28 protein-coding genes, 1 tRNA gene, 1 riboswitch and 1 other annotated feature (1 of these 31 only partly in view) are annotated in these 26,128 nt (G+C 54.4%); of the genes, 3 read left to right on the plus strand and 26 right to left on the minus strand.

Annotated elements, in window-relative coordinates; genetic code table 11:
- Positions 1 to 184: a binding site (T-box leader), on the minus strand (it extends 57 nt beyond the left edge of the window).
- 23 nt (positions 185 to 207) lie between these two features.
- The 20 genes from ispF to selA form a co-directional block, all read right to left on the minus strand.
- Complete coding sequence (gene ispF / locus MOTHE_RS12390) at positions 208 to 699, minus strand: 2-C-methyl-D-erythritol 2,4-cyclodiphosphate synthase (RefSeq protein WP_011393963.1); 492 nt, start codon at positions 697 to 699, stop codon at positions 208 to 210.
- On the minus strand, positions 699 to 1,388 hold the full coding sequence (gene ispD / locus MOTHE_RS12395) for a 2-C-methyl-D-erythritol 4-phosphate cytidylyltransferase (protein ID WP_011393964.1): 690 nt from the start codon (positions 1,386 to 1,388) through the stop codon (positions 699 to 701). The genes ispF and ispD overlap by 1 nt, the downstream gene beginning before the upstream one ends.
- Positions 1,376 to 2,527 (minus strand): PIN/TRAM domain-containing protein, encoded by a 1,152-nt coding sequence (locus MOTHE_RS12400; protein ID WP_011393965.1) that lies wholly within the window; start codon positions 2,525 to 2,527, stop codon positions 1,376 to 1,378. The genes ispD and MOTHE_RS12400 overlap by 13 nt, the downstream gene beginning before the upstream one ends.
- A 71-nt stretch (positions 2,528 to 2,598) precedes the next feature.
- A complete protein-coding gene (locus MOTHE_RS12405; protein WP_011393966.1) occupies positions 2,599 to 3,075 on the minus strand; it encodes a CarD family transcriptional regulator in 477 nt (158 codons plus the stop codon).
- A 21-nt stretch (positions 3,076 to 3,096) separates the two neighbouring features.
- Positions 3,097 to 4,509 carry a DNA repair protein RadA gene (gene radA / locus MOTHE_RS12410; RefSeq protein WP_162490177.1) on the minus strand — a complete coding sequence of 471 codons (1,413 nt, stop codon included), beginning with the start codon at positions 4,507 to 4,509 and terminating at the stop codon, positions 3,097 to 3,099.
- A gap of 123 nt (positions 4,510 to 4,632) precedes the next feature.
- Positions 4,633 to 5,379 (minus strand): phosphatase, encoded by a 747-nt coding sequence (locus MOTHE_RS12415; protein ID WP_011393968.1) that lies wholly within the window; start codon positions 5,377 to 5,379, stop codon positions 4,633 to 4,635.
- A gap of 765 nt (positions 5,380 to 6,144) precedes the next feature.
- The gene (locus MOTHE_RS12420; RefSeq protein WP_053095179.1) at positions 6,145 to 6,756 is read right to left on the minus strand and encodes an HD-GYP domain-containing protein; all 612 of its coding nucleotides are present in this window, start codon (positions 6,754 to 6,756) and stop codon (positions 6,145 to 6,147) included.
- Between the two features lie 59 nt (positions 6,757 to 6,815).
- A riboswitch (cyclic di-GMP riboswitch) is annotated at positions 6,816 to 6,904 on the minus strand.
- Positions 6,905 to 6,946: 42 nt separating this feature from the next.
- Positions 6,947 to 7,327, minus strand: coding sequence for an AbrB/MazE/SpoVT family DNA-binding domain-containing protein (locus tag MOTHE_RS14345; protein ID WP_162490103.1), 381 nt, complete (start codon positions 7,325 to 7,327; stop codon positions 6,947 to 6,949).
- Positions 7,275 to 8,744 carry a two-component system histidine kinase PnpS gene (pnpS, locus tag MOTHE_RS12425; RefSeq protein ID WP_053095180.1) on the minus strand — a complete coding sequence of 490 codons (1,470 nt, stop codon included), beginning with the start codon at positions 8,742 to 8,744 and terminating at the stop codon, positions 7,275 to 7,277. Before pnpS ends, MOTHE_RS14345 begins: the two co-directional genes overlap by 53 nt.
- 16 nt (positions 8,745 to 8,760) lie before the next feature.
- Positions 8,761 to 9,963 carry an HD-GYP domain-containing protein gene (locus MOTHE_RS12430; protein WP_011393972.1) on the minus strand — a complete coding sequence of 401 codons (1,203 nt, stop codon included), beginning with the start codon at positions 9,961 to 9,963 and terminating at the stop codon, positions 8,761 to 8,763.
- 248 nt (positions 9,964 to 10,211) lie between these two features.
- Complete coding sequence (locus tag MOTHE_RS12435) at positions 10,212 to 10,397, minus strand: DUF1858 domain-containing protein (protein WP_420890988.1); 186 nt, start codon at positions 10,395 to 10,397, stop codon at positions 10,212 to 10,214.
- Between the two features lie 257 nt (positions 10,398 to 10,654).
- Positions 10,655 to 10,969: an MTH1187 family thiamine-binding protein gene (locus tag MOTHE_RS12440; protein WP_011393974.1), complete on the minus strand. Its 315-nt coding sequence runs from the start codon at positions 10,967 to 10,969 to the stop codon at positions 10,655 to 10,657.
- A 143-nt stretch (positions 10,970 to 11,112) separates the two neighbouring features.
- Positions 11,113 to 11,212, minus strand: a tRNA-Sec gene (locus MOTHE_RS13205).
- 99 nt (positions 11,213 to 11,311) lie between these two features.
- The gene (locus MOTHE_RS12445) at positions 11,312 to 12,019 is read right to left on the minus strand and encodes an ABC transporter ATP-binding protein (protein ID WP_011393975.1); all 708 of its coding nucleotides are present in this window, start codon (positions 12,017 to 12,019) and stop codon (positions 11,312 to 11,314) included.
- Positions 11,994 to 12,788, minus strand: coding sequence for an ABC transporter ATP-binding protein (locus MOTHE_RS12450; RefSeq protein WP_053095182.1), 795 nt, complete (start codon positions 12,786 to 12,788; stop codon positions 11,994 to 11,996). Before MOTHE_RS12450 ends, MOTHE_RS12445 begins: the two co-directional genes overlap by 26 nt.
- On the minus strand, positions 12,769 to 13,731 hold the full coding sequence (locus tag MOTHE_RS12455) for a branched-chain amino acid ABC transporter permease (protein ID WP_025773591.1): 963 nt from the start codon (positions 13,729 to 13,731) through the stop codon (positions 12,769 to 12,771). The genes MOTHE_RS12450 and MOTHE_RS12455 overlap by 20 nt, the downstream gene beginning before the upstream one ends.
- Positions 13,732 to 14,625 carry a branched-chain amino acid ABC transporter permease gene (locus MOTHE_RS12460; protein WP_053095183.1) on the minus strand — a complete coding sequence of 298 codons (894 nt, stop codon included), beginning with the start codon at positions 14,623 to 14,625 and terminating at the stop codon, positions 13,732 to 13,734.
- A 90-nt stretch (positions 14,626 to 14,715) separates the two neighbouring features.
- Positions 14,716 to 15,915 (minus strand): ABC transporter substrate-binding protein, encoded by a 1,200-nt coding sequence (locus MOTHE_RS12465; RefSeq protein WP_080997213.1) that lies wholly within the window; start codon positions 15,913 to 15,915, stop codon positions 14,716 to 14,718.
- A gap of 75 nt (positions 15,916 to 15,990) precedes the next feature.
- Positions 15,991 to 17,895, minus strand: coding sequence for a selenocysteine-specific translation elongation factor (selB, locus tag MOTHE_RS12470; RefSeq protein ID WP_011393980.1), 1,905 nt, complete (start codon positions 17,893 to 17,895; stop codon positions 15,991 to 15,993).
- A 146-nt stretch (positions 17,896 to 18,041) separates the two neighbouring features.
- Positions 18,042 to 19,454: an L-seryl-tRNA(Sec) selenium transferase gene (gene selA, locus MOTHE_RS12475; protein WP_011393981.1), complete on the minus strand. Its 1,413-nt coding sequence runs from the start codon at positions 19,452 to 19,454 to the stop codon at positions 18,042 to 18,044.
- 198 nt (positions 19,455 to 19,652) lie between these two features.
- Between selA and MOTHE_RS12480 the strand changes: the two genes are divergently transcribed.
- Positions 19,653 to 20,069 (plus strand): Hsp20/alpha crystallin family protein, encoded by a 417-nt coding sequence (locus MOTHE_RS12480; RefSeq protein WP_011393982.1) that lies wholly within the window; start codon positions 19,653 to 19,655, stop codon positions 20,067 to 20,069.
- On the opposite strand, the gene MOTHE_RS13545 is transcribed toward MOTHE_RS12480, so the two are convergent.
- The 3 genes from MOTHE_RS13545 to MOTHE_RS12500 all read right to left on the minus strand — a co-directional run bounded on the left by MOTHE_RS13545 (position 20,066) and on the right by MOTHE_RS12500 (position 22,259).
- Positions 20,066 to 20,737 carry a GerMN domain-containing protein gene (locus tag MOTHE_RS13545; protein WP_259372349.1) on the minus strand — a complete coding sequence of 224 codons (672 nt, stop codon included), beginning with the start codon at positions 20,735 to 20,737 and terminating at the stop codon, positions 20,066 to 20,068. The two genes, MOTHE_RS12480 and MOTHE_RS13545, sit on opposite strands and share 4 nt — an antisense overlap.
- A gap of 43 nt (positions 20,738 to 20,780) precedes the next feature.
- Entirely contained in the window at positions 20,781 to 21,053 is a 273-nt protein-coding gene (locus tag MOTHE_RS13550) for a GerMN domain-containing protein (RefSeq protein WP_053095186.1), read from the minus strand.
- A gap of 180 nt (positions 21,054 to 21,233) precedes the next feature.
- Positions 21,234 to 22,259, minus strand: a complete 1,026-nt coding sequence (locus MOTHE_RS12500; protein ID WP_011393984.1) for a YkvI family membrane protein — start codon at positions 22,257 to 22,259, stop codon at positions 21,234 to 21,236.
- 109 nt (positions 22,260 to 22,368) lie between these two features.
- On the opposite strand from MOTHE_RS12500, the gene yyaC reads away from it, so the two are divergent.
- Positions 22,369 to 22,998 (plus strand): spore protease YyaC, encoded by a 630-nt coding sequence (yyaC, locus tag MOTHE_RS12505; protein WP_011393985.1) that lies wholly within the window; start codon positions 22,369 to 22,371, stop codon positions 22,996 to 22,998.
- 3 nt (positions 22,999 to 23,001) lie between these two features.
- On the opposite strand, the gene MOTHE_RS12510 is transcribed toward yyaC, so the two are convergent.
- From MOTHE_RS12510 to MOTHE_RS12515, 3 genes are all read right to left on the minus strand, one after another.
- Positions 23,002 to 23,631 (minus strand): phosphoribosyltransferase, encoded by a 630-nt coding sequence (locus MOTHE_RS12510; protein WP_025773595.1) that lies wholly within the window; start codon positions 23,629 to 23,631, stop codon positions 23,002 to 23,004.
- A gap of 464 nt (positions 23,632 to 24,095) precedes the next feature.
- Positions 24,096 to 24,254, minus strand: a complete 159-nt coding sequence (locus tag MOTHE_RS13375; RefSeq protein ID WP_155768230.1) for a hypothetical protein — start codon at positions 24,252 to 24,254, stop codon at positions 24,096 to 24,098.
- A 31-nt stretch (positions 24,255 to 24,285) separates the two neighbouring features.
- Positions 24,286 to 24,804: a DUF4446 family protein gene (locus MOTHE_RS12515; RefSeq protein WP_011393987.1), complete on the minus strand. Its 519-nt coding sequence runs from the start codon at positions 24,802 to 24,804 to the stop codon at positions 24,286 to 24,288.
- Between the two features lie 253 nt (positions 24,805 to 25,057).
- Between MOTHE_RS12515 and larE the strand changes: the two genes are divergently transcribed.
- Positions 25,058 to 25,873, plus strand: coding sequence for an ATP-dependent sacrificial sulfur transferase LarE (larE, locus tag MOTHE_RS12520; RefSeq protein ID WP_011393988.1), 816 nt, complete (start codon positions 25,058 to 25,060; stop codon positions 25,871 to 25,873).
- The last annotated feature ends 255 nt before the right edge of the window (positions 25,874 to 26,128 follow it).

Here is a 26,128-nt window from a genome sequence, read left to right on the forward strand (position 1 = left end):
ACGGGCAATAACTTCCCGGGCCGTAACGGGGCCTGCCGGCAGGGCCTACTTTTCCTTTTCTTGAATTTCAGCCCTGCAGCTAACGGGTGCATTTCAGCGCCCGCTATCCAGGACCACTTCCAGCCGCTGATGGCCCCTCTCTGGGGATTTACGGTACGCTTACTCTCCCGCTCATCGCAGTTATTATTTTCATCTCAATCAGAGTCATTATAAACCGGCTCCGGCTTCCCTGTCAAGCAACAATACGACCGCCTGGGCGCTGATACCTTCGCCCCGTCCGGTAAAACCCAGCCCCTCGGTAGTAGTGGCCTTGACACTTATTTGCTCTTTTGTGACCCCCAGGGCTGCAGCAATTCTTTCCCGCATGGCATCAATATAAGGGGCCAACCGGGGCTCCTGGGCCGTGATCGTGGCATCGGCGTTGGCCAGGCGGTATCCGGCCGTCTGGACGTGGCGGTAAACTTCCCGCAGCAGGAGCATACTATCGGCGTCTTTATAGCGAGGATCCCCTGGGGGGAAGTAATGACCGATATCACCCAACGCTGCTGCCCCCAGGAGGGCGTCGGCCAAGGCGTGGAGTAGGACATCAGCGTCAGAGTGTCCTGCAAGGCCCCGGTCATAAGGTATGGTTACTCCCCCCAGGACCAGTTTCCGGCCCGGTACCAGGCCATGAACGTCATAGCCATAACCAATGCGCATTACTTTTCACCTGCCAGTAAGGCCCCGGCCAGGACCAGGTCGCCGGGGGTGGTAATCTTGATATTCGTCTCCTCCCCGGGTACCAGCTTTACCGGGTAACCCAACCTTTCAACCAGGGCGGCGTCGTCGGTGGCCTGCCAACCCTTTTCTGCTGCCTCACGGTAAGCGTCTACCAGCCACTCCCGGCGGAAAACCTGGGGAGTCTGGGCCGACCAGAGACCCTTCCGGTCCAGGGTCGCCGCCACGATCCCGGCTTCACCTCCCTGTTTAATGGTCTCTTTTACCGGCAGGGCGGCGATGGCTGCCCCAGTGTTCCGGGCGGCCAGAATTGTTTTTTCTAGTAAGGCCGGTGTTAAAAAAGGCCGCGCACCATCGTGCACGGCCACCCATTCTGCTGCCCGTGCCACGGCTTTGAGACCCTCAGCAATAGAATCCTGTCTTTCGGCCCCCCCGGCTACTATAGCCTTTACCTTGCCAGCCCCTTCCCCGGCCACCACCTGTCGGCAGAGGGGAATGTCATCCGGCCGGGTAACAATTATTATCTCATCCACCAGGGGAGAAGCAACAGCTACGGCCAGGCTATAGGCCAGCATGGGTTTACCCGCCAGGGGCAAAAAAACTTTGTTTACTTCGCGGCCCAGGCGCCGTCCACGGCCGGCAGCGGCTATAATCATGCTCAGGAAAGGCACTGGTACTCGCTCCGTTCCAGGGCCTGGTGATGGGCACCAAGTTTGCGGTCAGCAGCCTTGGGCCGGGCAAAGATCATCCGCCCGGCGGCAGTCTGTAAAACGCTGGTTACCAGGACGGCAATTGTCTGGCCGATAAACCGGCGGCCGTTCTCAACGACAATCATGGTGCCGTCATCTAAGTAAGCTACCCCCTGGCCCATCTCCTTACCGTCTTTAATCACCTGAACAGTCATTTCTTCTCCCGGTAAAACTACCGGCTTAACGGCATTGGCCAGTTCGTTGATGTTCAACACCCGGACACCCTGGAGCTCGGCCACCTTGTTCAGGTTATAATCATTGGTCAGGACCGGAGCGCCCATCTTCTGGGCCAGGCGGACAAGTTTGCTATCTACCTCCGTCAGATCGTCAAAATCAACCTCGGAAACCTTTACGGTAATGCCGGTTTCCTTACGGATTTTGTTCAGGATATCAAGCCCGCGCCGGCCGCGGTTGCGTTTTAGCAGATCGGAAGAATCGGCTATGTGGCGTAACTCCTCCAGGACAAAGGCCGGAATAACTATCGTTCCCTCTATAAAGCCACTCTTAATAATATCAGCGATCCGGCCGTCGATAATGACGCTGGTATCAAGGATCTTGGCCCCGGATCGGACGCTTTCACCCTTGCCTTTATCCCGTTCTTTTCCCCCCCAGCGGGGGAAAATATTAAAGAGGGACCAGACTTCGTCCCTGCGCTTGGTACCCAGGCTCCAGCCCAGGTAGCCAAAGAGAATACTCCCAACCATGGGAATATAGGGTCCCACCAGGGGTAAATGAAAGAAGGAGGCCCCCAATAAATTAGCAATTATAAGTCCACAGATTAGTCCCAGGGCACCGCTTATTATCTCCTGGGCCGGGGTGCGTTGCAACCTCCCTTCCAGCCAGCGCATGGATTGGGTCACCAGGTTAATAATATGTTGGGCCACACCGTATCCCACGAGGCCGGCCACGAAAGTCACCAGGGCCAGTAGCGTCCAACTCAACCCCGGGGGCGGGTTCACTCCCCCGCCCACCTGCCAGAGGTTTAAGCCTGCCCGACCTACATAGAAGCCGGCTGCCGCTCCCAGCAGGCCAAAGGCCCCACGTAAAATGCGCAATAACATCTTTTCACCTTCTTTACTTCCTTTCCCTTTGATTCTGTCTCCGGAACCGCCATCTTATACCATCCTTAACCTCAGGCTAAAAGTTTTTCCAGCATATTTTCTACCTGATTTTTTTCAGCGTTCCGGGCTAGAGCCAGTTCACTGATTAACATCTGGCGGGCGTTTTCTAGCATTTTCCTTTCCCCTGTTGAAAGGCCCTGATCATGTTCCCGCCGGGAAAGGTTTCCCACCACTTCGGCCAGCTGATAAATATTGCCGCTACGCATCTTTTCCAGGTTGGCACGGTAGCGCCGGTTCCAGTTGCCGCTGCCGTTGCTCCTGGGCTCTTTGAGAATCTTGATTACCTCCTGGATTTCCTTCTCGTCAATCACTTCCCTCAAGCCTACGGCTTGTTCGCTCTCCAGGGGTATCATCACCTTCATGTCGCCCAGCGGTAAACGGAGGATATAGTACTTCCTCTTCTTGCCCAGGACTTCCCGCTCCTCGATGGCCTCGATGACCCCGGCCCCATGCATTGGGTACACCACTTTATCGCCAACTTTAAACATTAAGCGACCCTCCATTTATGACTAAGAGTATTTATAAAACGGGTTACTCAACGTATTATCGCCTGCCCCTGAGCCGGTATTAACGAGGGCCAGTCGCAGGGCCTCATTTATTGTAGATACTTTATATATTTCGCAGCCGCTCTGCCCTTTAAGACCCCCCCTATTGCCAGCCGGAATTATAAAGCGGTTAAAACCCAGCCTGGCTGCTTCCTCAACGCGCCTTTCCAGCTGGGTGACGGCCCTTACCTCTCCAGCAAGGCCAACCTCCCCCAGGACAAGGGTCCGGGATTCCAGGGGACGATCCTTCAAACCAGAGGCAATGGCCAGGCATATACCCAGGTCGGCTGCCGGTTCATTGATGGCAATACCACCGGCCACGTTAAGGTATATATCGTAGCCCCCCAGGGGCAGGCCGGCCCGTTTCTCCAGGACCGCTGCCAGCAGGAGGGCCCGGTTGAAATCAATACCGGTAGCTAGTCGCCGCGGGTTTCCAAAGGCAGTCTTACTCACCAGGGCCTGGATCTCCAGTAGAAGGGGCCGGGTGCCTTCCAGGCAGGCGACGACACTGGAGCCCGCCACTCCGGCCGGGCGCTCGGCCATAAGCATGGCCGAGGGGTTGGTTACTTCCTGCAAACCGGAGCCGGTCATCTCAAAAACGCCAATCTCATTGGTGGAGCCGAAGCGATTTTTAACGGACCGCAGAATGCGGTAGGCCTGGTAGCGTTCACCCTCCAGGTAGAGGACACAATCCACCAGGTGTTCCAGGACCTTCGGGCCGGCCAGGAATCCTTCCTTGGTGACGTGACCCACCAGAATTACTGCCGGGCCGCCATCCTTGGCCAGGCGTAAAAAGCGGGCCGCTCCTTCCCGCACCTGGGAAACGCTGCCCGGGGCAGCCTGGATATCAGGAAGAAGCATCGTCTGGATAGAATCCACCATAACTACTACCGGCTGCAGCCGTTCTATCTGCAGGAGGATCCCTTCAATATTAGTTTCCGCCAGTAAGTAGATCTCGCCTTCCTCGGCGCCCAGGCGTCGAGCCCTTAACCGGGTCTGGCTGGCGGATTCTTCTCCGGTGACATAGAGTATTTTACCGTACCTCGAAGAGAGTAAGTGGGCCACCTGGAGAAGGAGGGTAGACTTACCAATCCCGGGAGCCCCGCCAACCAGGACCAGGGAACCGGGAACTAGCCCGCCTCCCAGGACCCGGTCCCATTCGCCCAGGGTAGTCACCAGCCTCTTTTCACTGATATCATTTACCCGGGATAGCAGGACGGGGACTTCCCCGGAGCCTGCCGCTTTTTTTATACCCTCTGGAATTATGGCCTCGGCCACCAGGCTATTCCAACTACCACACGCCGGGCATCGGCCCAGGAAGCCCTGGGATTCATAACCGCACTGCTGGCAAACGAAGCGTTCTTTGATCCTGGTCAGGAGTTCTGCCCCCTTGCTTTTATCAGCCCCGCTATTTTCATTCACCGATGGTGGCACTTGGCCAAGGGAGGCTGTCGAAGATAATTATATCACCGCCGACCCGCTCTGGGAAGTCCTACCAATCTAGGTCCCTTCTTCCTGTAAGGCCTGCCCCCGGCGACGATGCCAACCCAGGTATTCTTTCACCCGGTCGGCGGTTTTATTGATTACTTGATCTTCACTAATACCGGCGCTGCGGGCGACCTGCCAGGCGCGGGCGAAATTACCTACCGAACTGAAGATATGGGCATCACTATTCACTGCTACCTGCACTTTATGTTTTTGGGCCAGTTTGGCCAGGAGTTGACAACGGGGCAGGCTGCCCTGGCGACTGATGCTAAAGGAGTTATTGTTGATCTCCAGGGCTTTATGTTCGCGGGCCGCTGCCAGGACCAATTTTTCTATGTCCACAGGAAAGTCAGGATTTCCGGGATGAACGATAAGGTGGACCCTGGGATTGGCTATGGCCGCCAGCACGGCCCGGGTGTAATCCTCCGCGGGACGATTATCAAAACCAGTGCCAGTATGGAAGCCAGCCAGGACAATATCAAGTTCCTCCAGGAGGCGTTCGGGGAGATCCAGATTCCCGTCAACGTCGATGATGTTGGCCTCTACGCCCCGGAGAATTTCTACTCCTCCTATCTTTCTGGGCAGGGCTACCAGGTTACCAAAGTGGTACTCATGGGGACCGCCGGGCATCTTCAGGCCATGATCCGTAATGGCGATCATCTTTAAGCCACGTTTCTCGGCTGCCTCGGCCAGTTCTTTAACGGTACTATAGGCATGACCGCTGGCAACAGTATGGGTGTGGAGATCGGCTTCAAACAGCATTTTTTGCAACTCCCTTCTTATTGCTCTTATTTATTATAGCAATAAGTTATTAACCCAATATTAAAACCCTTTTGCTGTAGGTTTAATTTAACCCTGGATAAGTTATCCTTCAATGGTTAATAAAAAAATTGAACCCACTTAAATAATATTCTCCTGAATGGATATAATAGAAACAACAGGGTCGGCCGGGACCGAGTCCAGAAAATTACCGGGTCTAAAACGGGTTTGGTAATTTTCGGCCAAAGGTAACCAGCAGGTCGAAAGGCTTACTGGTCAGCCGGCGGGCAGATCAGTAGCTGTTCGTCACGGCTTGGCGTTGGTCTGCAGGGATTAATGTCAGGTCGGCAAAGATAGTTGCTGGTCGAGCTAAGATGGTTATAGGTGCCGCAGGCTTTTGACAAAAAAGCTCGAGGTTCGTCGAGGTCGAGAGATCTCTGCGGGCTTCTCAGGTATTTATGACCATCGAGCAAAGGTTATTGTAGTTATCGTAATGGTCTATGGTAGCCGCAAGGTTGCCGTGGGCTATGCAGGTAGCTGCAGTAGCCGGCGTTAAGGTCCTGGTCGGCTTTGTAAAATGGAGGCTGCTCCCTCGGAGCGGCCTCCATTTTTAGCTAAAAAAGTGGCCCAGAAAATCTGGGCTAAAGGTATATATATTAAGGAGGTCAGAGGACACCTGCTTGGAGGGTATCAGGTATTCCCTCTATTGATAGTATAACTCATTACTGTTAAAAATCAATAATTACCGTGTTAAGGTTAGATTAATTTTCATGGTCTGATTAGTGGCAGGGAGGAGGCTGTTTTCATTAGCTTGTGGATCATTGTAAAGAATACGGGTACCAGTCCCGGGTCAAACTGGGTCCCGGCGTTATTTTCGACTTCCGCTAGGGCATTTGGCAACGTACGAATTTGCTGGTAGGGTCGTTGGGAGGTCATGGCCTCAAAGGCATCGGCCAGGGCGATAATCCTGGCCCCCAGGGGAATATCCGGCCCCTTTAAACCATTATATCCTCCACCATCCCAGCGTTCGTGGTGATAGGCAACAAATTCCAGAATACCAGGGCTAATACCTGAAGCTGTCAGCAACTCTACCCCGGCCCGGGGGTGATTTTTGATTACCAGCCATTCCTCCCGGGTTAAAGGACCTTTTTTCATAAGCAGCGCATTGGTTATAGTAATCTTGCCGACATCATGGAGCAAAGCCCCGGCATAAATAGCCTGGCACTCTCCCTGGTCCATCCCATAGATCCGGGCCAGGTTCAATGCCAGGCTAGCAACGCCCAGGGAATGGCGATAGGTAAAAGGAGAATGGGCCGCCAGCCGACCCAACCAGTTATGTATCGCCTGCCATTCCAAACCATAGTCATCCTCTCCCAGCACTGCTAAATCCGGTAATAAAAAAAGCCTTGCTCCTCAACAAGACTAGGCCGCTTCCTGGAGCCGGCAGCCTGGCGATCATAGCCCTTTTAAGGACCTTAGACCCATGGCTTTGTGTCCCCACCTTTCGATGGGTTTACCCTTTTGAGCAGCTCTGGTTCAAAATTATTATTTTTAACCTTTACTTCGACATCTATCGCTTGTTTCCTCTTTTATTATCCAAATTCCCACCCTTTCCCACATTACCCAAGCCCAGCTTTTTTCCCAGGGCCCGGTAATACTTCTCAGCGCACTCACGGCACATGGTATCCTTCCTGATAGTTACAAGGTTTACCTGGCGGCCACAGCAACGACAGTTAGATTGAATGTCAACCCTCCTGACGTACCATTTACCATCTTCGCCGGCCAAAAACTCAATTTCTGCGCCAGGGTATAGATCCAGTTGCTGCCTTAATTTAGCAGGTAGAGTTACCCGCCCTTTGCAATCAACTATGCGTCTGTTGCCACCAGGAGTTTTACGGTCAGGTGCCCGGTTCTTCCTGGTAATTGCTTCGCCCCCCTTCCTCAGCGGCAATGGGGAGGGTAAAGAAGAAATGGCTGCCCTGGCCCGGCCTGCTGGTCACACTGATACTGCCACCATGGGACTCGACTATATGCTTGACGATAGCCAGGCCCAGACCGGTGCCTCCCATCTCCCGGGAACGCGCCTTATCTACCCGGTAGAATCGTTCAAATACGCGGGGAAGGCTCTCGGGGGGGATGCCTATGCCGGTATCTGCCACCTCTACCTGAACTAATTCCCCTAACCGGGCAGCACGTATAGTTACCCTGCCACTGGCGGGGGTATACTTAATGCCATTATCAATCAGATTAAGGAGCACTTGGTTCAGATAGCTCTCACTGATGGCCAACTCCGGTATCTCCGCCGGTATCTCCTTCTCCAGGGCGACTCCTTTCTCCCTTGCTAACTGGTTAATAGTAGTGAGGACCCGGTCCAAGGTGGCCGCCAGGTCCGCACGCCCAGCATCCTGTCGCTTTGGTTGGCTCTCCAGTCGTGACAGGGAGAGAAGGTCTTCGATTAATTGCTGCAATCGCTGGGCTTCATGGTTGATAATTCCCAGGAAGCGCCGGCTGACCTCCGGGTCTTCAAGGGCCCCCTCCAGCAGAGTCTCAACAAAGCCCCGGATTGAGGTCAGGGGGGTACGTAATTCATGGGAGACGTTGGCCACAAACTCCGTCCGCATCTGCTCCAGGCGGCGGATGTCGGTAATATCCCGGATGGTGAGCACGGCCCCGATTATTCGTCCCTGTTCGCTGGTGATGGGCGTACCATAGATTCTGAATAACTGACTGGTAGTCGGGAAGAGCCGGACCTCATTCTCCAGGGGCAGGCCACTGGCCAGGATCTCCTTTACCATGGCATCGATTTCATGGTTACGGACAACCTTGAGGAGATACTTGTGCTCGACCTCTGCCCCCTTTTTACCGAACATCTTCTCTGCCGCCGGATTGAGCATTATAACCCGGCCCACCTGGTCAACAGCTACCAGGCCGTCGGTTATACTGGCCAGGATAGCCTTCATTTTATTGCGCTCGTCTGCTATTTCCCGGAAATTATTGCGTAGAGTTTCCACCATGATATTTAGATGATGGCTTAATAAACCCACCTCATCGTCACTCTGGATCTCTACCCGCTGTTCCAGGTCACCGGCGGCAATCCTGCGGGTCAGGGGCAGGAGGGCCGTCAGGGGGGTTATAATCCCCCGGGCCAGGATAAAGGTGCCAATGCCCATTATAATCAAAACTAGGATCATGACGGCCAGCAGTTGTCCCTCTAACCTGGCAGCCAGGAACCCGGCCCGGAAGGGGGGTAACCATGGTAATCCCATGGCCTTCAAGATAGCCTGGTGTAAGTAGAGATAGGCCCCCAACAGAGTGAAGAAAAGGAGGGTCAAAAAGTTTAGGGTAATCTTCCAGCGTAGTGAATGCATAATCCCGTCCCCCCTGTCAGGCTAGCAGGCAGGAGGCAACTGCTGTCACCTCCGGGTCAAACTGAGTGCCGGCCCCCCCTGCCAGGATTTTTAAAGCCTCTTCCGGCGTACGGGTAGGCTGATAGGGCCGGTTAGAAGTCATGGCGTCAAAGGCATCGGCCACGGCGATGATCCTGGCCCCCAAGGGAATTTCACCATCATGGAGGCCATAGGGATATCCTTTACCATCATAACGTTCGTGATGCAGGCCGGCGTCCCGGGCAATATCCTTGAGGCTAGTCACCCCCTCCAGGAGTTCTATCGTCCAGGCCGGGTGGCGGCGTACCACTTTTAATTCTTCGCTGTTGAGCCGGCCCCGTTTATCCAGAATAGCGCGGGGAACGGCGATTTTGCCGAAATCGTGGAGGAGGCCGGCGATCTCCAGACGCCGCAATTTAGCATCATTATATCCGAGGCAGCGGGCCAGGTTTAAAGCATAAGCAGCTACCCGGTGGGAATGGCCGGCAGTATAGGCATGTTTGGCGTCAATTATCCGGGCGAAGAGATCGATAGTGATCTTCATCGGATCGGGTACCTGGAAATTAATAGGCGGCAGGTCCAAAATCACCTTAAACATCTTTAATTCCAGGGCCGTATTGGTGGCAATTTCGGCGTACAAGGGACCATTCATCATTTTATCCAGGATAGCCAGTAGTTCCGGCGGAAACCCACCCTGAACCCTGCGGTTCAGGGTCTCCCTCAGCCTGGCCCAAGAAGTACCCGGATGGACCCGCAGGACCAGGTCCAGTTCATCGGCCAGTCCCAGGAGCATAGCTCCCGTGACGATATGATTCCCGGCAATACCCCGGGGGTACCCGGAGCCATTCCAGCGCTCATGATGGTCCCGGATCATGGCCGCAACCTTTTCCCCAAGACCCGGAATGGCTGCCACCATATCCGCCCCCCGCAGGGGGTGGTTTACGACCTCGGGATTATTTCTGCTACCACGCTGGAGGGCCAGATGAACCAAGTGGTCATCCAGCCCCATGGCGCCTATATCGTGGAGCAGCCCACCATAAAACACCAGGGTCGCCTCGTCGGGGATGACCCTCCGGGCCAGTTCCTGGGCTACCAGGGCTACCCGCCAGGCATGATAGAGTTTGGTTTCTTCCTCGATATCAAGGATTGTTGATAGTGCTACCACCAGCTCACAAAAGGATCGATCCGGCGGGCAACCCATCGGTTTTCCACTCCTTAGCTCTTTCTATGGCCGGCCTTGCATGTGCTTTACAAAGATATGCCAGCCAGGAATTTGCATTCCTTCGTTGACGGCGGACGGCCGCCACCATTGGCTCCTTCAAATATAACTCTTGTAAAAACTGATATTTCCTGCCCTGGGTTTCTTCCCGGCGGAGGCGGATTTCTCTTTATAAAAAAATCGCCCTTTATGTTAAATAAAGAGCGATTCCCTATAGCATTGTCCAGCCTTTATTCAGCCTTGTTAGCTACTTTATTCAGGTCGGCAATCAGGCCATCTACGTCAATGCCGTGGGCCAAGGCTCCCTGCTCAATGTTCTCAAAGCGCGCCGCGGCACAACCCAGGCAGCCCATCCCGTGTTCCATGAAAACCGGTACTGTCTGGGGGTATTTACTCACTACCTCCGTGATGCTCATTTCCTTGGTAATAGTGGCCAAGGGTTTCACCTCCTCCATATAAAATGCCAAAGTGAAAAGTCGGAGGTGGGATTTGTTAATCCGTCTCCTTAACACTTTTATCTATGGTATTCATTATAAACGGTAACTACCCTTTTGTAAAGAATAGCGCGCCGGTTGTCAGGAAATATCTCCCAAATTTTATTGCGACCCGGCTTAAAATAGCCAAAATGTCCAAGGACCGCCGAACTTTTTCGCCTTCTCCTCCAGCTTTTCTATCACGATGATGCTAACGCCAGTTTTTCTTCCACCGATTTGAGCTTGCCTTCCATAGTCAATTCCTTGTCGCGGCGATCATCGATGCGAATAATGGTCATGGACCGCCGGGCACCCCTGGCAAAAGGTACTTCGTGCAAGCGCTGCAAAAGGGGAAATAAGACATCCGGTTCCCCTTCAATAATGGTACCCATGGGTGTCAACTGGTACTTGATTCCCGACGTCTCCTTAAGGACTTTGTGGACGTCGGCTACATACGGGCTGATGCTGGTACTGCCTGTACCCAAGGGAGCTATAACTACTTCCAGAATGGCCATCCTGGCATGACCTCCTCTTAAAAAGCGTGCAATAAATAAATACTCTATCAGGCAAGAAAACCCTGCCGTCTCCGCCCAGGGTACAAATAAAAGACCGCCCTGTTCCTGGAGAACAGTACGGCCTTTACCGGCAGCTATATTTCTGGCGGGAGTGTGTGGGAATCGAACCCACCGCGCCCGGGGTTAGCCCGCGCGCCAACTGGATTTGAAGTCCAGGCAAGCCACCAGGCCCGATCCACCCCCAGGACATTATACAATCGTCAGCATACCCAGTCAAGGTACCGCTCCCCCAGGATAACCCCTGCAGTAAGCCCAATGCCCCCTAACCCCGGTGGAGTACACTTATCCGCCCAGATAAGCCTTCTTTACCGCCGCATTGACGGCCAGTTCAGCTGCTTTACCCTGAAGGGTGATTCGCCCCGTTTCCAGGACATAGCCCCGGTGGGCCACGCTCAGGGCCATATTGGCGTTTTGCTCAACCAGCAAGATGGTCGTTCCTTGCTGGTTAATTTCCTTAATAATATTAAAGATCTCCTGAACCAGGAGGGGGGCCAGTCCCATGGAGGGCTCATCCAGGAGCATTAATTTGGGCCGGGACATGAGGGCGCGGCCAATGGCCAGCATTTGCTGTTCACCGCCGCTCAGGGTACCGGCCATCTGTTTCTGGCGTTCCTCCAGGCGAGGAAAGCGCCGGAAAACATCCTGCATGCTTCTGCGTATACCCTCCCGGTCCCGGCGCAGGTAGGCACCCAGTTCCAGGTTTTCCTTAACAGTTAAATTGGGGAAAATCCGTCGTCCCTCTGGTACCTGGGAGATACCAAGTTTAACAATGGCTGGCGCCGATAAACCGTTCAGGGCCTGCCCCTGGAAGGTGATTCTACCGCTGCGGGGGCGTAACAATCCGCAAATGGTATTTAATGTGGTGCTTTTTCCGGCACCGTTGGCCCCGATGAGGGTGACTATCTCGCCCTCGTTGACCTCCAGGGAAATACCCTTCAGGGCATGGATAGCGCCGTAATAAACGTCAAGATTCTCTACCTTGAGGAGCATTGCCATTCACCTCCCGGCCCAGGTAGGCTTCGATAACCAGTTCATTATTACGGATAGCTTCCGGCGGCCCTTCGGCAATCACCTTGCCGTAATCCAGGACATAAATCCGTTCACAGATGCCCATGACCAGGGACATATCGTGTTCAATTAAAAGAAAGGTCAACCCGAATTCTTGCCGTACCCAGTTAATCAACTCCATTAGCTCCCTGGTCTCCTGGGGGTTCATTCCGGCGGCAGGTTCATCGAGGAGAAGCAGTTTAGGCTTTGCCGCCAGGGCGCGGGCTATTTCCAGGCGGCGCTGTTCACCATAGGGAAGGTTCCTGGCCTTTTCGTTACGGTAGGGAGCCAGTTTAAAGATCTCCAACAGTTTTTCACTTTCCGCTAGTATCTCCCCTTCGCCATGGTGAAAGGAGGGCAGGCGCAGAATAGCGCTGGTGACCCCGTAGCGGGCATGGGAGTGATAGGCTATCCACACGTTATCCAGGACACTTAAATCGTTAAAGAGGCGAATATTTTGGAAGGTCCTGGCAATTCCCCTGCGGGTAATCTGGTAGGGTTTCAAACCTACCAGGCTCCGATCGTCAAAAATAATCTCTCCCCTGGTAGGGCGATAAACCCCCGTCAGGAGATTAAAAATCGTCGTTTTCCCGGCACCATTGGGCCCGATAAGGCCCACCAATTCCCCCGTTTCCAGGGACAGGTCCACATTGGCTACCGCCGTCAGGCCGCCAAAGGAAATGGTTAAATCCCTAGTTACCAGCAGGGCCACTGACTGCACCTCGTTTCTTTAGCCACCGGTCCAGGGTAAATTCTTTATTCCCCATTAACCCCTGGGGGCGAAAAACCATGATAATAATCAGGAGCACGGCGTAAATTACCATCCGCAAAACGGCCAGGTCCTGGAGGGCCGCATTGACAAAGGTGATGCCTGCCGCAGCAATGATGGAACCGGTTATACTTCCCAGGCCGCCAAAAACAACCATGACTAGGATATCGAAGGAGCGGAAAAAGGTAAAGGTAGTGGGCTGGATAAGATAAAAGTAGTGGGCATAGAGGGCCCCGGCTATACCGGCAAAAAAGGCGCCCATGGCAAAGGCCAGGACCTTGTAATAGGTGGTATTGATGCCCATGGTTTCGGCAGCGATCTCATTCTCCCGGATGGCCACGCAGGCCCGGCCATGGGTAGAATTAATAAAGTTGGTAGTAACCAGGATTGTTAGGACCATCATCGCGTAGAGCCAGGTCCAGTTGGTCAATTGCGGAATACCAATCATCCCGGCGGCACCGCCGATATAATTGATATTGTTGGCTGCCCCCCGGATAATTTCCCCGAAACCAAGGGTGGCAATGGCCAGGTAATCTCCCCGCAAACGCAGGGTGGGCAACCCGATGACAATCCCGGCAACGGCCGCAGCACAGGCACCGGCCAGAAGGGCTACCGGAAAAGGCTGGTTGAAGTTTGTGCTCAGGATGGCGGATACATAGGCCCCCACGGCCATGAATCCCGCATGACCGAGGGCCAGCTGGCCGGTAAAACCGACAATGAGATTCAAGCTGACCGCCAGGATGATGTTGATCCCCAGCATCATCAAGTTAATCTCCTGAAAAGCGCTGATCACACCCGCTGCCTGCAGCTCGTAAACCAAAAAATAAATAAGGATGACGCCGGCCAAGACAATTAGATTCTTTTTATTAAATCGCACCTCAATCACCTACACCTTCTCGGTATTGTTTTTTCCCAGCAGGCCGGCCGGCTTGACCAGCAAAATTAAGATTAGCAGGAGGAAAACAATGGGATCCCGTAAATTACTGCTCCAATAACCGCTGACCATGGTTTCAAAGATGCCCAGGGCGAAGCCCCCAACCATGGCGCCGGGAATCAGGCCGATACCTCCAATAACTGCCGCCACGAAGGCCTTTAGGCCGGGCATAATGCCCATTAAAGGCTGGATGGTGTTGTAATATAGCCCCAGCAGGATGCCAGCCACGGCCGCAAAGGCCGAACCCAGGGCAAAGGTAAGGGAAATAGTGTTATCAACATTAATACCCATGAGCCTGGCCGCATCTGCATCGTAGGATACGGCACGCATGGCTTTACCCGCCCTGGTATAATGGACAATATACTGCAATATGATCATCATTACGATGGTAATGGCCAGTATCAAAAGCTGCAGGGTAGTAGCCGTGAGTCTCATCCCAAAAATTACTAAGGGCAGCTGTGCATTGGTGATTAGACCCCCAGGGTAGGAACGAATATCGGTACCGAGGACCATCAGGCCCCCGTTTTCCAGAAATAAGGACATGCCAATAGCTGTAATCAGGGGTGCCAGGCGGGTAGCGTTGCGTAAAGGTTTATAGGCGATCCGCTCGATGAGAACCCCCAGGAGGGCGGATCCGATCATGGAGATGAGAAAGGCCCACCAGATATTAAGTTTGAGGTAAACTACCACAAAAAAGGCAATATAGGCCCCTGCCATCATAATGTCGCCGTGGGCAAAATTAATTAGCTGGATAATGCCATAAACCATGGTATAGCCCAGGGCAATAAGGGCGTAGATACTGCCCAGAGACAGGCCGTTGATTATTTGCTGGAGAAGTACGGCCATGCTGCCAACTCCCATCCTACCCTAAAATAACTCCAATGAGGGGATCGGAACCCCCCCATTGGTCGATTTTGGCCAGCTTTCGGCCAGGGTTTAATGCGTAATCTTTTTCTTTAAGGTCTGCTTGCCGTCTACCATGGCAATAATGGCTACATCTTTAACAGGGTTGTGGTTTTGATCTATGGTGATCTTACTGGTAATGCCTTCAAAATCCTTCGTACTGGCCAAGGCATTGCGGATGGCCTCCGGATCGGCCGACCCGGCCCGATTGATGGCATCAGCCAGCAGGTAGGCTGTATCGTAGGCAAGGGCAGCGAAGGCGTCCGGCTCTTTGTTGTATTTTGCTTTAAAGGCCTTGATGAAGGCCTGAAGCCGCGGGTTGGGGTCGCTGGCGGCGTAATGGTTGGTGAAGTAGGTATTATTCAGGTTGGCTGCTCCGCCGGCGTACTCAGCCAGCTTGGGGGAATCCCAGCCGTCGGCACCCAGCATGGGGACCTTGATACCCAGCTCCCGGGCCTGGTTAACGATTTTTCCAACATCACCGTAATAGGCCGGTACATAGATCAGGTCGGCGCCGGCATCCTTGACCCTGGTCAGGGCGGGGCGGAAATCCTGATCGCCGGAGTTAAAGCTCTCTTCCGCCACTACCTGGCCGCCGTCTTTGGCGAATTCCTCTTTGAAGACCTTGTATAACCCCTTGCTGTACTCATCAGAGTTGCTATAAATAATGGCTGCCTTTTTGGCCCCCAGATCCTTGGTAGCGAATTCTGCGCCCACAATGGCCTGGGTGGGATCGATAAAGCAAACGCGGAAAACGTAGTCGCGAACCTTCTTGCTCTGGGGATCGACAGTCACATCGGGACTCGTCGCCGAAGGGCTGATAATCGGTACTTTATATTTTGTAGCCATAGTCGAAGCCGCCATGGTGGCGCCGGATGTAGCCGGGCCCAGGAGGGCGACGACCTTATTCTCGGTAATCAATTTCGCGGCCGCACTCATGGCTTCTTCTTTTTTACCGCCATTGTCCAGGACGATGGCATTAATCTTTTTGCCGCCCAGGACACCACCCTTCTGGTTAATCTCTTCAAAGGCCAGCAGGATGGCGTCCTTGGAATTAGTACCATAAGTAGCTACATCGCCTGAGAGTTCATAATTGACGCCGATATTAATTGTATTGCCGCCCGTAGCACCCTGTTTTTCTGCCTCCGATTTTTGCTGGCCGCAGCCGGCGATTAAAGCTACTGCCAGGATTAAGGCCAGGGCCATCAAAGCAACTTTTTTCAGTCTCCCCACTTCTCCGGAACCTCCTCCGTTTTTTGCCTCCTCAGGCATATTTAAAATTATTATAAACCTGCCCGTAAATGACTGTCAATTACCAACAACTACCCGCTTGTCCCCCACGCGCCGGGTAAATTTCACCTGATCCAGGTATTCCAGCAGGGGCAAAACATACTTCCGGGAACTGCCCAGAGCGTCCCTGGCCTCGGCCAGCCCAAAGGGACCCGTGCTGGCAAGGTTTTTAATCACTTCCCGGGCTTCCCCCAGTGCCTGCCGGTGCCAGTAAAACTCGTCATTAATTTTTACCAGGACACCCTCCCGCACCAGGTAGTGAAGGAGTTCCTCCAGTTCTGACGGGTCGAGATTAAAGCTTCCCGCCACTTCCTTAAAGGAAGGCGGTTGCCAGCGGGAAACCCGGTATTTATCTTCCAGGTCTTTTAGAAGCTTCTTTTGCGTCTCGCTGAAACTGGGAGTAAAGCCGGCCAGGGCTACAGTGTTGGCCGCGAGCTGCAGGCGGCCTTCCCTGGACCACTCTTCCAACAAAGCCTGATAAACCCGGGCCGGGAGGCGGGAGAAATACCGCGAACGCAACTCCTCCCTGGCCAGGCCAGGCCGCAGGGGATAACGGCTGTGAAACTCTTCCAGGGCCCGGGTCACCGCCTGCCACCAGGCCTGATAACGCTCGGTACTGATGGCGTAGAGATCATTCTCCACCCGTAGCAGAGTAACCTGACCGGCTGCGGCCATCGACTGAAGCAGTTTCCGGGTTTCTTCCAGGGATAGTGAGGCCCTGGTTGCTGCCTCCTGCCAGTCCAGTCCCTCCCGGTGTTCCTGGATTATCTGGGCCAGAATTTTTTCCGGGGAACCCTCCAGGCGCCTCTGGAGAGAGACCAGAACCTCCGGTTGAAAGCGCCGGTGCTTGGGGGGAACGGGGTCAATAATAATGCCCCCGCCGATGGTCTCCATGGGCGAATAGCTCCTCAAGATAAAGCGATCCTCACGGCTGGCCACCACCGGTTTTTCCATCAGAAGCTGAATCAGGGCTTCTTCCCCCCCGTTCAACTCGTCCCGGTCGAGTAATACTACCCGTCCCAGGGCTTCGCTGGTGCCAAGGTAGAAATGTACTCGATCGCGATTGGCCAGAGGACGGGCCCCGTTAAGTAGTTTAAAGCTGGCGTCCAGGCGATAGGTGGGGGTTAAAAAGCCTGGTGTCAGGAGCGAACTGCCCCTGTGGACGGCCTCCGTTTCGATACCAGCCAGGTTCACCGCGACCCGCTGGCCGGCTCGGGCCTCCTTTACCGTTCGTCCGTGAACCTGGAGGTTCCTGGCCCTGGTCTTAAGGCCTTCCGGTTGAACCTCCAGTTCATCCCCGACCTTAATGGTTCCCGACCAGAGGGTTCCGGTGACTACGGTGCCGAAACCGGTAACTGAAAAGACACGATCAATGGGTAACCGGACCCGGCCTGCGGCCGGCCGGGGCGGGGTGACTGCCGCCAGGGCATCCAGTTGCTCCCGTAATTCTGCTATTCCTTCACCCGTCAGGGCGGATACCTCTACCAGGGGCGCATCCTCCAGGACTGTTCCCTTTACGGCCTGGCGGACTTCTTCCCGGACCAGTTCCAGCCAGTCGGCTTCTACCAGGTCGATTTTCGTAATGACAATAATACCCTTTTTAATCTGGAGTAGGTCGATAATGGCCAGGTGCTCCCGTGTCTGGGGCATGACACCTTCGTCGGCGGCTACTACCAGCATAACCAGGTCCATACCGCCGACACCAGCCAGCATCTGGCGGATAAACCGCTCATGGCCGGGTACGTCTACCAGGCCCAGCTGGCGACCGCTGGGCAGGGTCAGGGGGGCAAAACCCAGTTCGATGGATATGCCCCGTTCCTTTTCTTCCTTCAGCCGGTCAGTGTCAACACCGGTCAGGGCTTTGACCAGTACAGTTTTACCATGGTCGACATGGCCTGCAGTGCCGACAACAATATAGTCCACTTAAATACGCTCCCTTGGAAAAGCTTATCAAACCATTATCATTGTTGGTGTTCTTGTTTAATGCAGGTCCCCAGAAGGCGCCTTTGTAAAAGATACCAAAAATATCCATGCTACCCATACAGCACCATATTTTGCTCGCTAGCCAGTTACGACTCACCACCATGGACGGCTCCCTCCAGGGCCTGAACCAGGGCCCGGGCGAGTTCCTCGCCCTCGCCCGGCAACAGAGTCCTGACGTCAAGGAGCAGGAGGTCGTCCTGGACCCGCGCCAGGACCGGTGGGTCCGTCCGGCGGAGGGCAGTTACCAGTCCGGCTGCTCCTCCTTGTTCAGGACGGATGGTTATGGCCCAGGATGGTAGTTCAGTTACAGGCAGGGAACCGCCGCCGGCCTGAGAGGTAGTAGGCATCAACCCAACCCTGGCCCGGGAACCAAGTACGCTGGTCAGCAATTTTTGTAGCTCCTCGGCCCGGAGGCGCAGGTCCTCCGGTAAAGCCACCAGGGCCGCCAGGGTGGGGATCTCTTTAACGGCCCGGTCCGGATTGCGGTAAGCCCGCAAGGTCGCCTCCAGGGCGGCCAGGTTCATTTTATCAATCCGCAGGGCTCTGGTGAGAGGATGGCCGGCCATGGCCGCTACCAGGTCCCGGCGGCCGACAATAATGCCCGCCTGGGGTCCTCCCAGTAATTTATCGCCGCTGAAGGTTACTACGTCTACTCCCTGGTTTATTTCTGCCTGGACTGTCGGTTCTCCGGTTATACCATAGGCCTCCAGGTCGATAAGAAAGCCGCTGCCCAGGTCTTCCATGACCGGCACCCCCACACGGCGCCCCAGTTCCACCAGTTCAGCAGTGGTGACTTCCCGGGTAAACCCCTGGATACGATAGTTACTGGGATGGACCTTGAGCAGTAGAGCCGTATCCGGACCCACAGCTCTTTCATAATCATGGATGTAGGTTTTATTAGTCGTACCCACTTCCACCAGTCTGGTACCGCTCTGGCCCATGACCTCCGGTATTCGGAAGGAACCCCCGATCTCCACCAGCTGGCCCCGGGAAATAATGGTCTCCCGTCCTGCCGCCAGGGTCGACAGGGCCAGGAGGACGGCGGCGGCATTATTGTTGACCACCAGGGCTTCTTCCGCCCCTGTAAGTTCCTTCAACAGCCCTGTTACATGGCTGTAGCGATTGCCGCGCTGCCCCTTCTCCAGATCATATTCCAGGTTGGTATAGCGCCCGGCTGCCGTCAGGGCTGCTGCCCGGGCGGCCGGGCTTAAAATAGCCCGGCCCAGGTTGGTATGTAAAACCACACCGGTGGCGTTGATTACCGGCCGTAAACTACTGCGGCCTGCCTCATGGTATCTATTTTCTATTTCCCGTGCTAATTGACCTGGATCAGGTATGGTGGTAGCCCCGTTTTTTATCTTCAGGCGCCAATCATCCAGGACCTGGCGGGTAAGAGCCAGTACCATTTTATAGTTTTCCCGGCTAAGATCCTTTAGCCGGGGATGCTGTAATAATTGATCTACCGCCGGCAATTGCCGCAATAAGTTCCTGGATTCCATTGATGTGCCTCCGCTTATATACTTAATTGTTATTATAACCCGCCGCTAAAAAAGTTGGAACTGGACAACCCAGTTCCAACTTTTTTTACCCGTTTCCTTCCGGCGGCACCAGCACACCAGCAAAGGTGTATAAAGTTGATAACCCGGATTAAAAATACAAGAGGAGCAATAAAATATCAACCTCCGGAGGTGTCTTCCATGAGTATCGGACCCTGGCGCCCCTGGCGCGATCTGGTCACTACCCGTAATGAAGTACTCCGCAACCTTTTTTCCGGTTTCGGGGAAATAGGGCCCCGCATCGATGTCTACCAGACGGATAAGGAGGTAGTAGCAACCGTCGAATTACCCGGCCTGATTTCCAGAGATGACGTGGAGATAACGGCTACTGACGATGCCCTGACCGTCCGGGGCGAGATTCGCCGGAACGAAGAAGGCGAAGAGCGCAACTACTACCACTCCGAGCGCTTCTATGGTACCTTTTCCAGGACAGTTAGCCTGCCGGCCCAGGTGCAGCCGGAAAAGGCTACAGCCACTTACAAAGACGGCATCCTGGATATTCGCATCCCTAAAGCCGCAAACCAGAAACAACGACGCATCCCTATCGATCTGCATTAGTGATTAAGGGGATTGAGGAGTTCCGGCCTGGACAGGGGTTTATCGATAGCCGTACCTTCAGGTAAATACTCCTTCTTCTTCCCGTCAATAAGAATCTGTACCCGGTCAATATCTGGGAACTGGGTCAGGGTAAAGAGGAGGGATTTTAGCAGGGCGGTCTCGGCGGCACTGCCTCCGCCGTAACCGGTGACCTGGCGGCTGAAATTAACCGTGGCCAGGCCTCCCTCAACCTTAAAGTCCAGGAGCCTGGTCCCGGGCCAGATAGTCCGAATAAGACCGCTATCTGCAGGAGGACCGGCCAAGAGGGCCAGAACTGCCGCCCGGGGTAGATTATCTGCACTGGACCCCGGCGGCATAGCAACTGTTACCGGGACGAAAAAGCGGGCATCAGCATCGTTGAAAAACACCTGAACCCCCTTTTGATTGCCGTCCTTCAGCAGGCTATTAACACTGTCAGGGCGGTGTAGAGGGGCATCCAATTTTACCCCTGCTACCTCAGGTACTTTATTGCCCTCTACCAGGATCTGAACTTCCTTGACGTTGGTGAGGTTCGTCATCGTTAGAACCAGGGCTTTAACGGCTAGGTCCGCCTGCCTGGCATCTTTGATATCCAGAAATTCCCTGGTCAAATTTACATAGACAGTTTGCTGGTTGTTTAAAAGATAGATATCTTAAAGCTTGACACCCTCAGGAAAGACCGGTTTCAGCCCGTCACCCTGGGGGGCCGGCCAATAACTTCTCTACTGCTATCTTGGCAACTTCCCTGGTCGGATTAAAATTAACGGTCACCGGTACCAGGTAGCGACCATCTCCGGTCAGGTAATAGACGATGACCCGGTCCAGCTCCCGGTCATAGAGCAACGGTCTGATTTCCTTGGGACCTTCGCTGGCACCAGGATTAATTGCTGCAGGAGCTTGAGCTTTCCTACCACAACCATTAATAACTAAAACCAGGCTTAACAGCAGGACTGTGAAAAGTACCATCCGGGGCCACCCCCTGCGCCAATTACCCGGGGGGGCTGATGCCATATCCTTCACTCCTTTCCATAAGATTTTACTAGAGTTTTTCGACAGGCTGAAGCTAAAATCCTTCCTGGTTTCCCTTAAAAATAAGCCAGCTGGCTCCCTATCCATGCCTGCCGCAGCCACCGGCAGCACGGATGCCTAAAATCTCAAAAATAACAGGAGCCTTCGCCCCATGACCAGGATTAACAATAGTAACCCCAGGTAACCAAAAAAAGGATAGATAAGGCCCACCAGGTTGGCAAAACCAAAACTTGCCATGGGCACTGCCAGGACAAGAACCGGTACGGCAGCCGGCAAAGGCAGGCGGGATGAACTACCCAGCCTTTCTGCCAGGCCGTAGAGATTGCTGGCGGCTGTTGTTACCATCGCCAGCCATAGGGACAGGGCATAGGCACCCTGTAACTCGGGATGACGGCTCTTCACCAGGCTCAGAAGGGGTAATTCAGTTACCAGGATTTCCTTGGGCAGCCGGCCCAGGGCCTGCACCAGCACGAAGACCAGTATTCCCAGCAAAAGCCCCCCCAGGGCCGCGCCGGCGGTGCCCCTCCTGGAGTTAGGCAGGGAAGCGAGCAAAACCATAAGGCCCACCATGTTATAAGTTACATAGAGGCAGGCATTGAGGACCCAGTTGCTCCCGACCAGAGGGCCAGCGGGGACGGTGGTTAAAGGCCCAACAGTTGGTGCCCAGTTGAGGCCTACTATCAAAACTATGATCCCCAGCATTACCGGTACCAGCAAAGAATTAAGGATCAACACACCCCGGCCCCGGCCCAGGCTCCCTAAAAGGGCTAAACCGCTGCAGGCTAAAATACCGGCAAGGGGAGGCCAGCCAAAGTATTGCCGGGCGACAGCCCCGGCACCGGCCAGCATAATGGCCAGCCCGCCGAAAAGGAAGGCGGTGATGGCCACGTCTGCCGGCCGATACCAGTTACCAAGCAGCATGATCATCAAATCACGATAAGAAGCAGTCCGCCACTTGAGGGCCAGATGGCGCACCAGAAATGAACTAGTCATCAATAAGCCGGTCATAAGGACCACAGCCGCGGGAGCCCCGGTGCCAAGGGTGAGAAAAAATTGTACCAGTTCCTGGCCGGAAGCAAAACCGGCCCCAATCATCGTACCCATCAGAGCCCCGGCTACTGCCAGCTCCATAAGTAGCGCCACAGGCCGCCCCTCCCACCCTCTACATTATATGAAGGAGAGACAGACCTTTAGTATAAAAAAACCTCATCTGGCATATACTCTAGCCACAAGGATTTCCAGGAGGTTAGGTATGGCACCAATTCCCTTTATCTCGCGTTCCTCAAACGAAAAAAACCTGCCACCAAAGTTAAAATACAACTACCAGGACCCCCTGGCAGTAGAAAAGCTGAGCGAAGCCCTGGCCGAACACCTCCAGTGGCTCAACCCCGATGGTAGTCGCCCTCTGGTAGTGGTCGGTATAGGTACCGACCGTTCAACCGGAGACTGCTTGGGCCCCCTGGTCGGCAGTAATTTATTACACCGGGCTAATTTACCTTTTGCTGTTTACGGGACCCTGGATGAACCAGTTCATGCCAGCAACCTGGCTGAAAAAATGACCCAGATCAAGACCCTCTACCGGGACCCCCTGATCATTGCCGTCGATGCTTGCCTGGGGCAATCGGAAAATGTCGGCGCCATTACCCTGGCCCCCGGGGCTTTAAAACCTGGTGCCGGTGTTAATAAAAATCTCCCAGCGGTGGGAGATATTCATTTTACGGGAATAGTCAATGTAGGAGGGTATATGGAGTATTTTGTCCTCCAGAATACTCGCTTGAGCATTGTCATGGGCATGGCCAGGCAAATCGCTGCCGCCATTTATCAGGGAATAAGCCTGGTCTATCAGTACCGCAACCAGGCCGTTGCCCAGGGGTTACAATAGTTATCAACATCCCTCCAGGCAGGCCTTTACTTCGGCATCAGATACCTGGCGAAAGTCCCTATAAAACTGGCCCACGGCGTAAAAGGGCTCCGGGGCGGCCAGGCAAACCAGGTCTTCAACCATGGGCCTGAGGACTGTCAGGGTATCCGGCGGCGCCACGGGAACGGCCAGAACCAGGCGACGGGGTTTATACTTGCGTACGGACTTGAGGGCCGCCTTTATTGTTAACCCGGTAGCTATTCCATCGTCAACAATTATAACAAGGCGCCCCCTCATGACCGGAAGAGGCCGGTTTCCCCTGTAAAGGGTCAGCCGGCGTTTAATTTCTGCTAGTTCGCGGTCAACGGCTGCCTGCAGGTCGGCTGGTGTCAGATGACAGGCCTCAAGGACTTTATCGTTATAGAGAACCGTCCCGTCCGGGGCCACGGCTGCCGCAGCCACCTCAGGGTTGGCCGGCAGGCCAACCTTGCGGGGGATAATTAAATCCATTTCCGCGTCCAGGGCTTTAACTACTGGTACGGCTACCAGCACACCGCCCCTGGGAACAGCTAGGATCAAGGCCCCCTGGCCCAGGTAACCCTGCAGGGCGCCAGCTAACTGCTGGCCGGCATCCCGGCGATCTTTAAAAAGCATAGAAAACCTGCCTTCGTCCCTTCAAACTATTGCCCTGACTGGCGGGACAGGTCACCTTCAGGCACCGATTACGCCCTTAGCGTCATACAACCGGCTAGCATCGTTTGATCTCATTCCATGGTCTTGGCAACAAGCGAAGACCGGCTCGGATTTCTCCAGCTTTAGCTGCTGGCGCTACAGCGCCCCATTGGGGACGCTTCCTCTTGGGCTTGACGCAGAAAGTAGACCTGCCTAAAGGTAGTTTGTCCACATAGTTCCGTAATTATGTAACGCCGGCGTGTATTTTTTCTGCTGTACCAGGGTACTGTTTTTACCTCTCTGGACGTCTCCCGTTCCAGGCCACCTCACACAGAAGCGTCTGTCCGTGGCCCAAGAGCAGGCCCACCGCCTCTACTATTAGCCTGGCCGGTCGGAGACCCCCCTCCCCTTCCCGGTGGGGGTAATCTCCGGTTGCCCTCTCGCCCTTACATCCACCTTTGATACTCCCACCACCAGGAGTTGCTGGCCACGACGCTGTCCACAGTTTGCGCCGATTCTTCTACCCCCATGTCCCTGGCGGTGGTTACCTCCCCTTCAAAGGCGCCGTCATTGCGCACGGTCCTTTCGGAAACCAGTAATAACAATCCCTACGGGTCTTCTTCGATCCCCCTCACCCTAACTGGCAGCCTTTTCCGGCGTCAGCAGGCCCAGGGCCATGGCCAGGGCTTTCTCTTCCTCTTCGCTCAGGCGATACCGGGAGCGACCATCCTGGACCGGTTTAATGAAGATACGGGTTTCATCCCTGGCGTAGAGGCTGGTAAGGATAAAGCCGTTCCCTTCATGGGTCAGGAGGGCCAGAGCGAAACTCAGGTCACTGCCTGTATCCGGGAAGGCATTAAAGCGAACCAGGCCCATACGGCTGAGACAACCTTCAAAGCCTACCCGGAGGTCGGCCACCCTTTCCTGCAGTTGGTCCAGGACCTTCCGGACTTCTCCCAGGTCGTGAAAACGCTCCAGCACTTCGGCCAGGTCCTGGCCTTCGCCGGTTTCTGCCAGCCTGCGGATACGCCCGTTCAAGCGACGTATTTCGCCATGGTTATGCAAAAGCCAGAGAATCAATACGACCTGGAAGGCAAGCAGCCCTGCCAGGATGGGCGCATAATAGGGCGACAGGAAAGTATTTAATGATGCCAATTCAACGGCCTCCCCATTAAAGTACAGCAACAGATATATTTCCACGCTAAACGCCATTTTCCTCTCAGAGGACCAATTTTTTCTGGCCCAGCTATACCCGGAAATGTTAATATTTTCTTGCGTAAAAATAGAATTCGAGGAAGGATTTATACCTCAGGGGCGCGAAACAATATTAACTTGCCGTGGATAAAACTCTATTTCCAGGGAAATAATCGCTGTGGCTAAAAAATAAAATTAGAGGGTGATACAAAATATGCTACCCGCTGATTTAACCGCCAAACTGGAACAGTTAAAAAAGAATCTCACGGAATTAGAGAGCATCCTGGTGGCTTATTCAGGTGGCGTGGACAGCAGCCTGCTCCTCAAGGTTGCCAGCACAACGCCGGTAAAAGTCCTGGCTGTAACCGCCGCCTCATCAACTTACCCCCAAGCTGAAATCGAAGCTGCAACCCGGCTGGCCCGGGAATTGGGAGTACAACATATGGTAATAAATACCAATGAAATGGACAACCCGGAATTCTGTGCCAATCCGCCGGAGCGCTGCTATCATTGTAAGAAGGAGTTGTTTGCCACCCTGCAGGAGCTGGCCCGTGAGCATGGGCTGAAAGCCATTGTTGACGGGGCCAACGCCGACGATCGCAGCGACTTCCGTCCCGGCAGCCAAGCCGCCCGGGAATACGGAGTCAAAAGCCCCCTGCAGGAAGCAGGCCTGACCAAGGACGACATCCGGCAGCTGGCTCGGCATCTGGGCCTGCCAAACTGGGACAAGCCATCCATGGCCTGCCTTTCCTCCCGCATTCCCTATGGCCAGGCTATTACCGCGGAGAAACTCAAACAGGTCGCCGCTGCCGAAGACTACCTCCGTCAGTTCGGAATAAAGGAGATCCGGGTGCGCCACCACGGGACCATAGCCAGGATTGAGGTTAATCCTTCCGCCTTTGCCCTCCTTATTGACAGCAAGGTAAGGGCAAACCTGGTCAACTACTTTCACACGCTCGGGTTTACCTATATCACCATGGATCTGGAAGGCTTCCGGAGCGGCAGTATGAATGCTGTCCTGAATAAATAAAACCTCAGTCCCTCATGGAGCTAGCACCCCCGCCGCCACGAACAATAAAATGTGGATGCTAGGAGGGGGTGAGGCAGTTCCCGGTGAGCACTTTTACGCGTGAGTATCACAAATCCGGCTGAGGATAAGCGCGACCATTAAGTTTCTCGGCCCGCAGGGGCCGGGCGGTGCCAAACCCGAAGCCGGCCGGGTCGATACAAGTATAACGGCGAGAAGTGGCGCCCGAAGGGAACCTGCCTCACCCTGGAGGCTGCT

Source organism: Moorella thermoacetica (genome assembly GCF_001267405.1).
GTDB lineage: Bacteria > Bacillota > DSM-521 > Neomoorellales > Neomoorellaceae > Neomoorella > Neomoorella thermoacetica.

What these genes read in the sequence shown, in the direction of transcription:
- ispF (WP_011393963.1), bottom strand. Translation starts at nt 699, where the DNA reads ATGCGCATTGGTTATGGCTATGACGTTCATGGCCTGGTACCGGGCCGG.
- MOTHE_RS12400 (WP_011393965.1), bottom strand. Translation starts at nt 2,527, where the DNA reads ATGTTATTGCGCATTTTACGTGGGGCCTTTGGCCTGCTGGGAGCGGCA.
- MOTHE_RS12405 (WP_011393966.1), bottom strand. Translation starts at nt 3,075, where the DNA reads ATGTTTAAAGTTGGCGATAAAGTGGTGTACCCAATGCATGGGGCCGGG.
- MOTHE_RS12415 (WP_011393968.1), bottom strand. Translation starts at nt 5,379, where the DNA reads ATGCTGTTTGAAGCCGATCTCCACACCCATACTGTTGCCAGCGGTCAT.
- pnpS (WP_053095180.1), bottom strand. Translation starts at nt 8,744, where the DNA reads ATGCATTCACTACGCTGGAAGATTACCCTAAACTTTTTGACCCTCCTT.
- MOTHE_RS12430 (WP_011393972.1), bottom strand. Translation starts at nt 9,963, where the DNA reads ATGGGTTGCCCGCCGGATCGATCCTTTTGTGAGCTGGTGGTAGCACTA.
- MOTHE_RS12435 (WP_420890988.1), bottom strand. Translation starts at nt 10,397, where the DNA reads ATGAGCATCACGGAGGTAGTGAGTAAATACCCCCAGACAGTACCGGTT.
- MOTHE_RS12440 (WP_011393974.1), bottom strand. Translation starts at nt 10,969, where the DNA reads ATGGCCATTCTGGAAGTAGTTATAGCTCCCTTGGGTACAGGCAGTACC.
- MOTHE_RS12445 (WP_011393975.1), bottom strand. Translation starts at nt 12,019, where the DNA reads ATGCTCCTCAAGGTAGAGAATCTTGACGTTTATTACGGCGCTATCCAT.
- MOTHE_RS12460 (WP_053095183.1), bottom strand. Translation starts at nt 14,625, where the DNA reads ATGGCCGTACTTCTCCAGCAAATAATCAACGGCCTGTCTCTGGGCAGT.
- selA (WP_011393981.1), bottom strand. Translation starts at nt 19,454, where the DNA reads ATGGAATCCAGGAACTTATTGCGGCAATTGCCGGCGGTAGATCAATTA.
- MOTHE_RS12480 (WP_011393982.1), top strand. Translation starts at nt 19,653, where the DNA reads ATGAGTATCGGACCCTGGCGCCCCTGGCGCGATCTGGTCACTACCCGT.
- MOTHE_RS13550 (WP_053095186.1), bottom strand. Translation starts at nt 21,053, where the DNA reads ATGGTACTTTTCACAGTCCTGCTGTTAAGCCTGGTTTTAGTTATTAAT.
- yyaC (WP_011393985.1), top strand. Translation starts at nt 22,369, where the DNA reads ATGGCACCAATTCCCTTTATCTCGCGTTCCTCAAACGAAAAAAACCTG.
- MOTHE_RS12510 (WP_025773595.1), bottom strand. Translation starts at nt 23,631, where the DNA reads ATGCTTTTTAAAGATCGCCGGGATGCCGGCCAGCAGTTAGCTGGCGCC.
- larE (WP_011393988.1), top strand. Translation starts at nt 25,058, where the DNA reads ATGCTACCCGCTGATTTAACCGCCAAACTGGAACAGTTAAAAAAGAAT.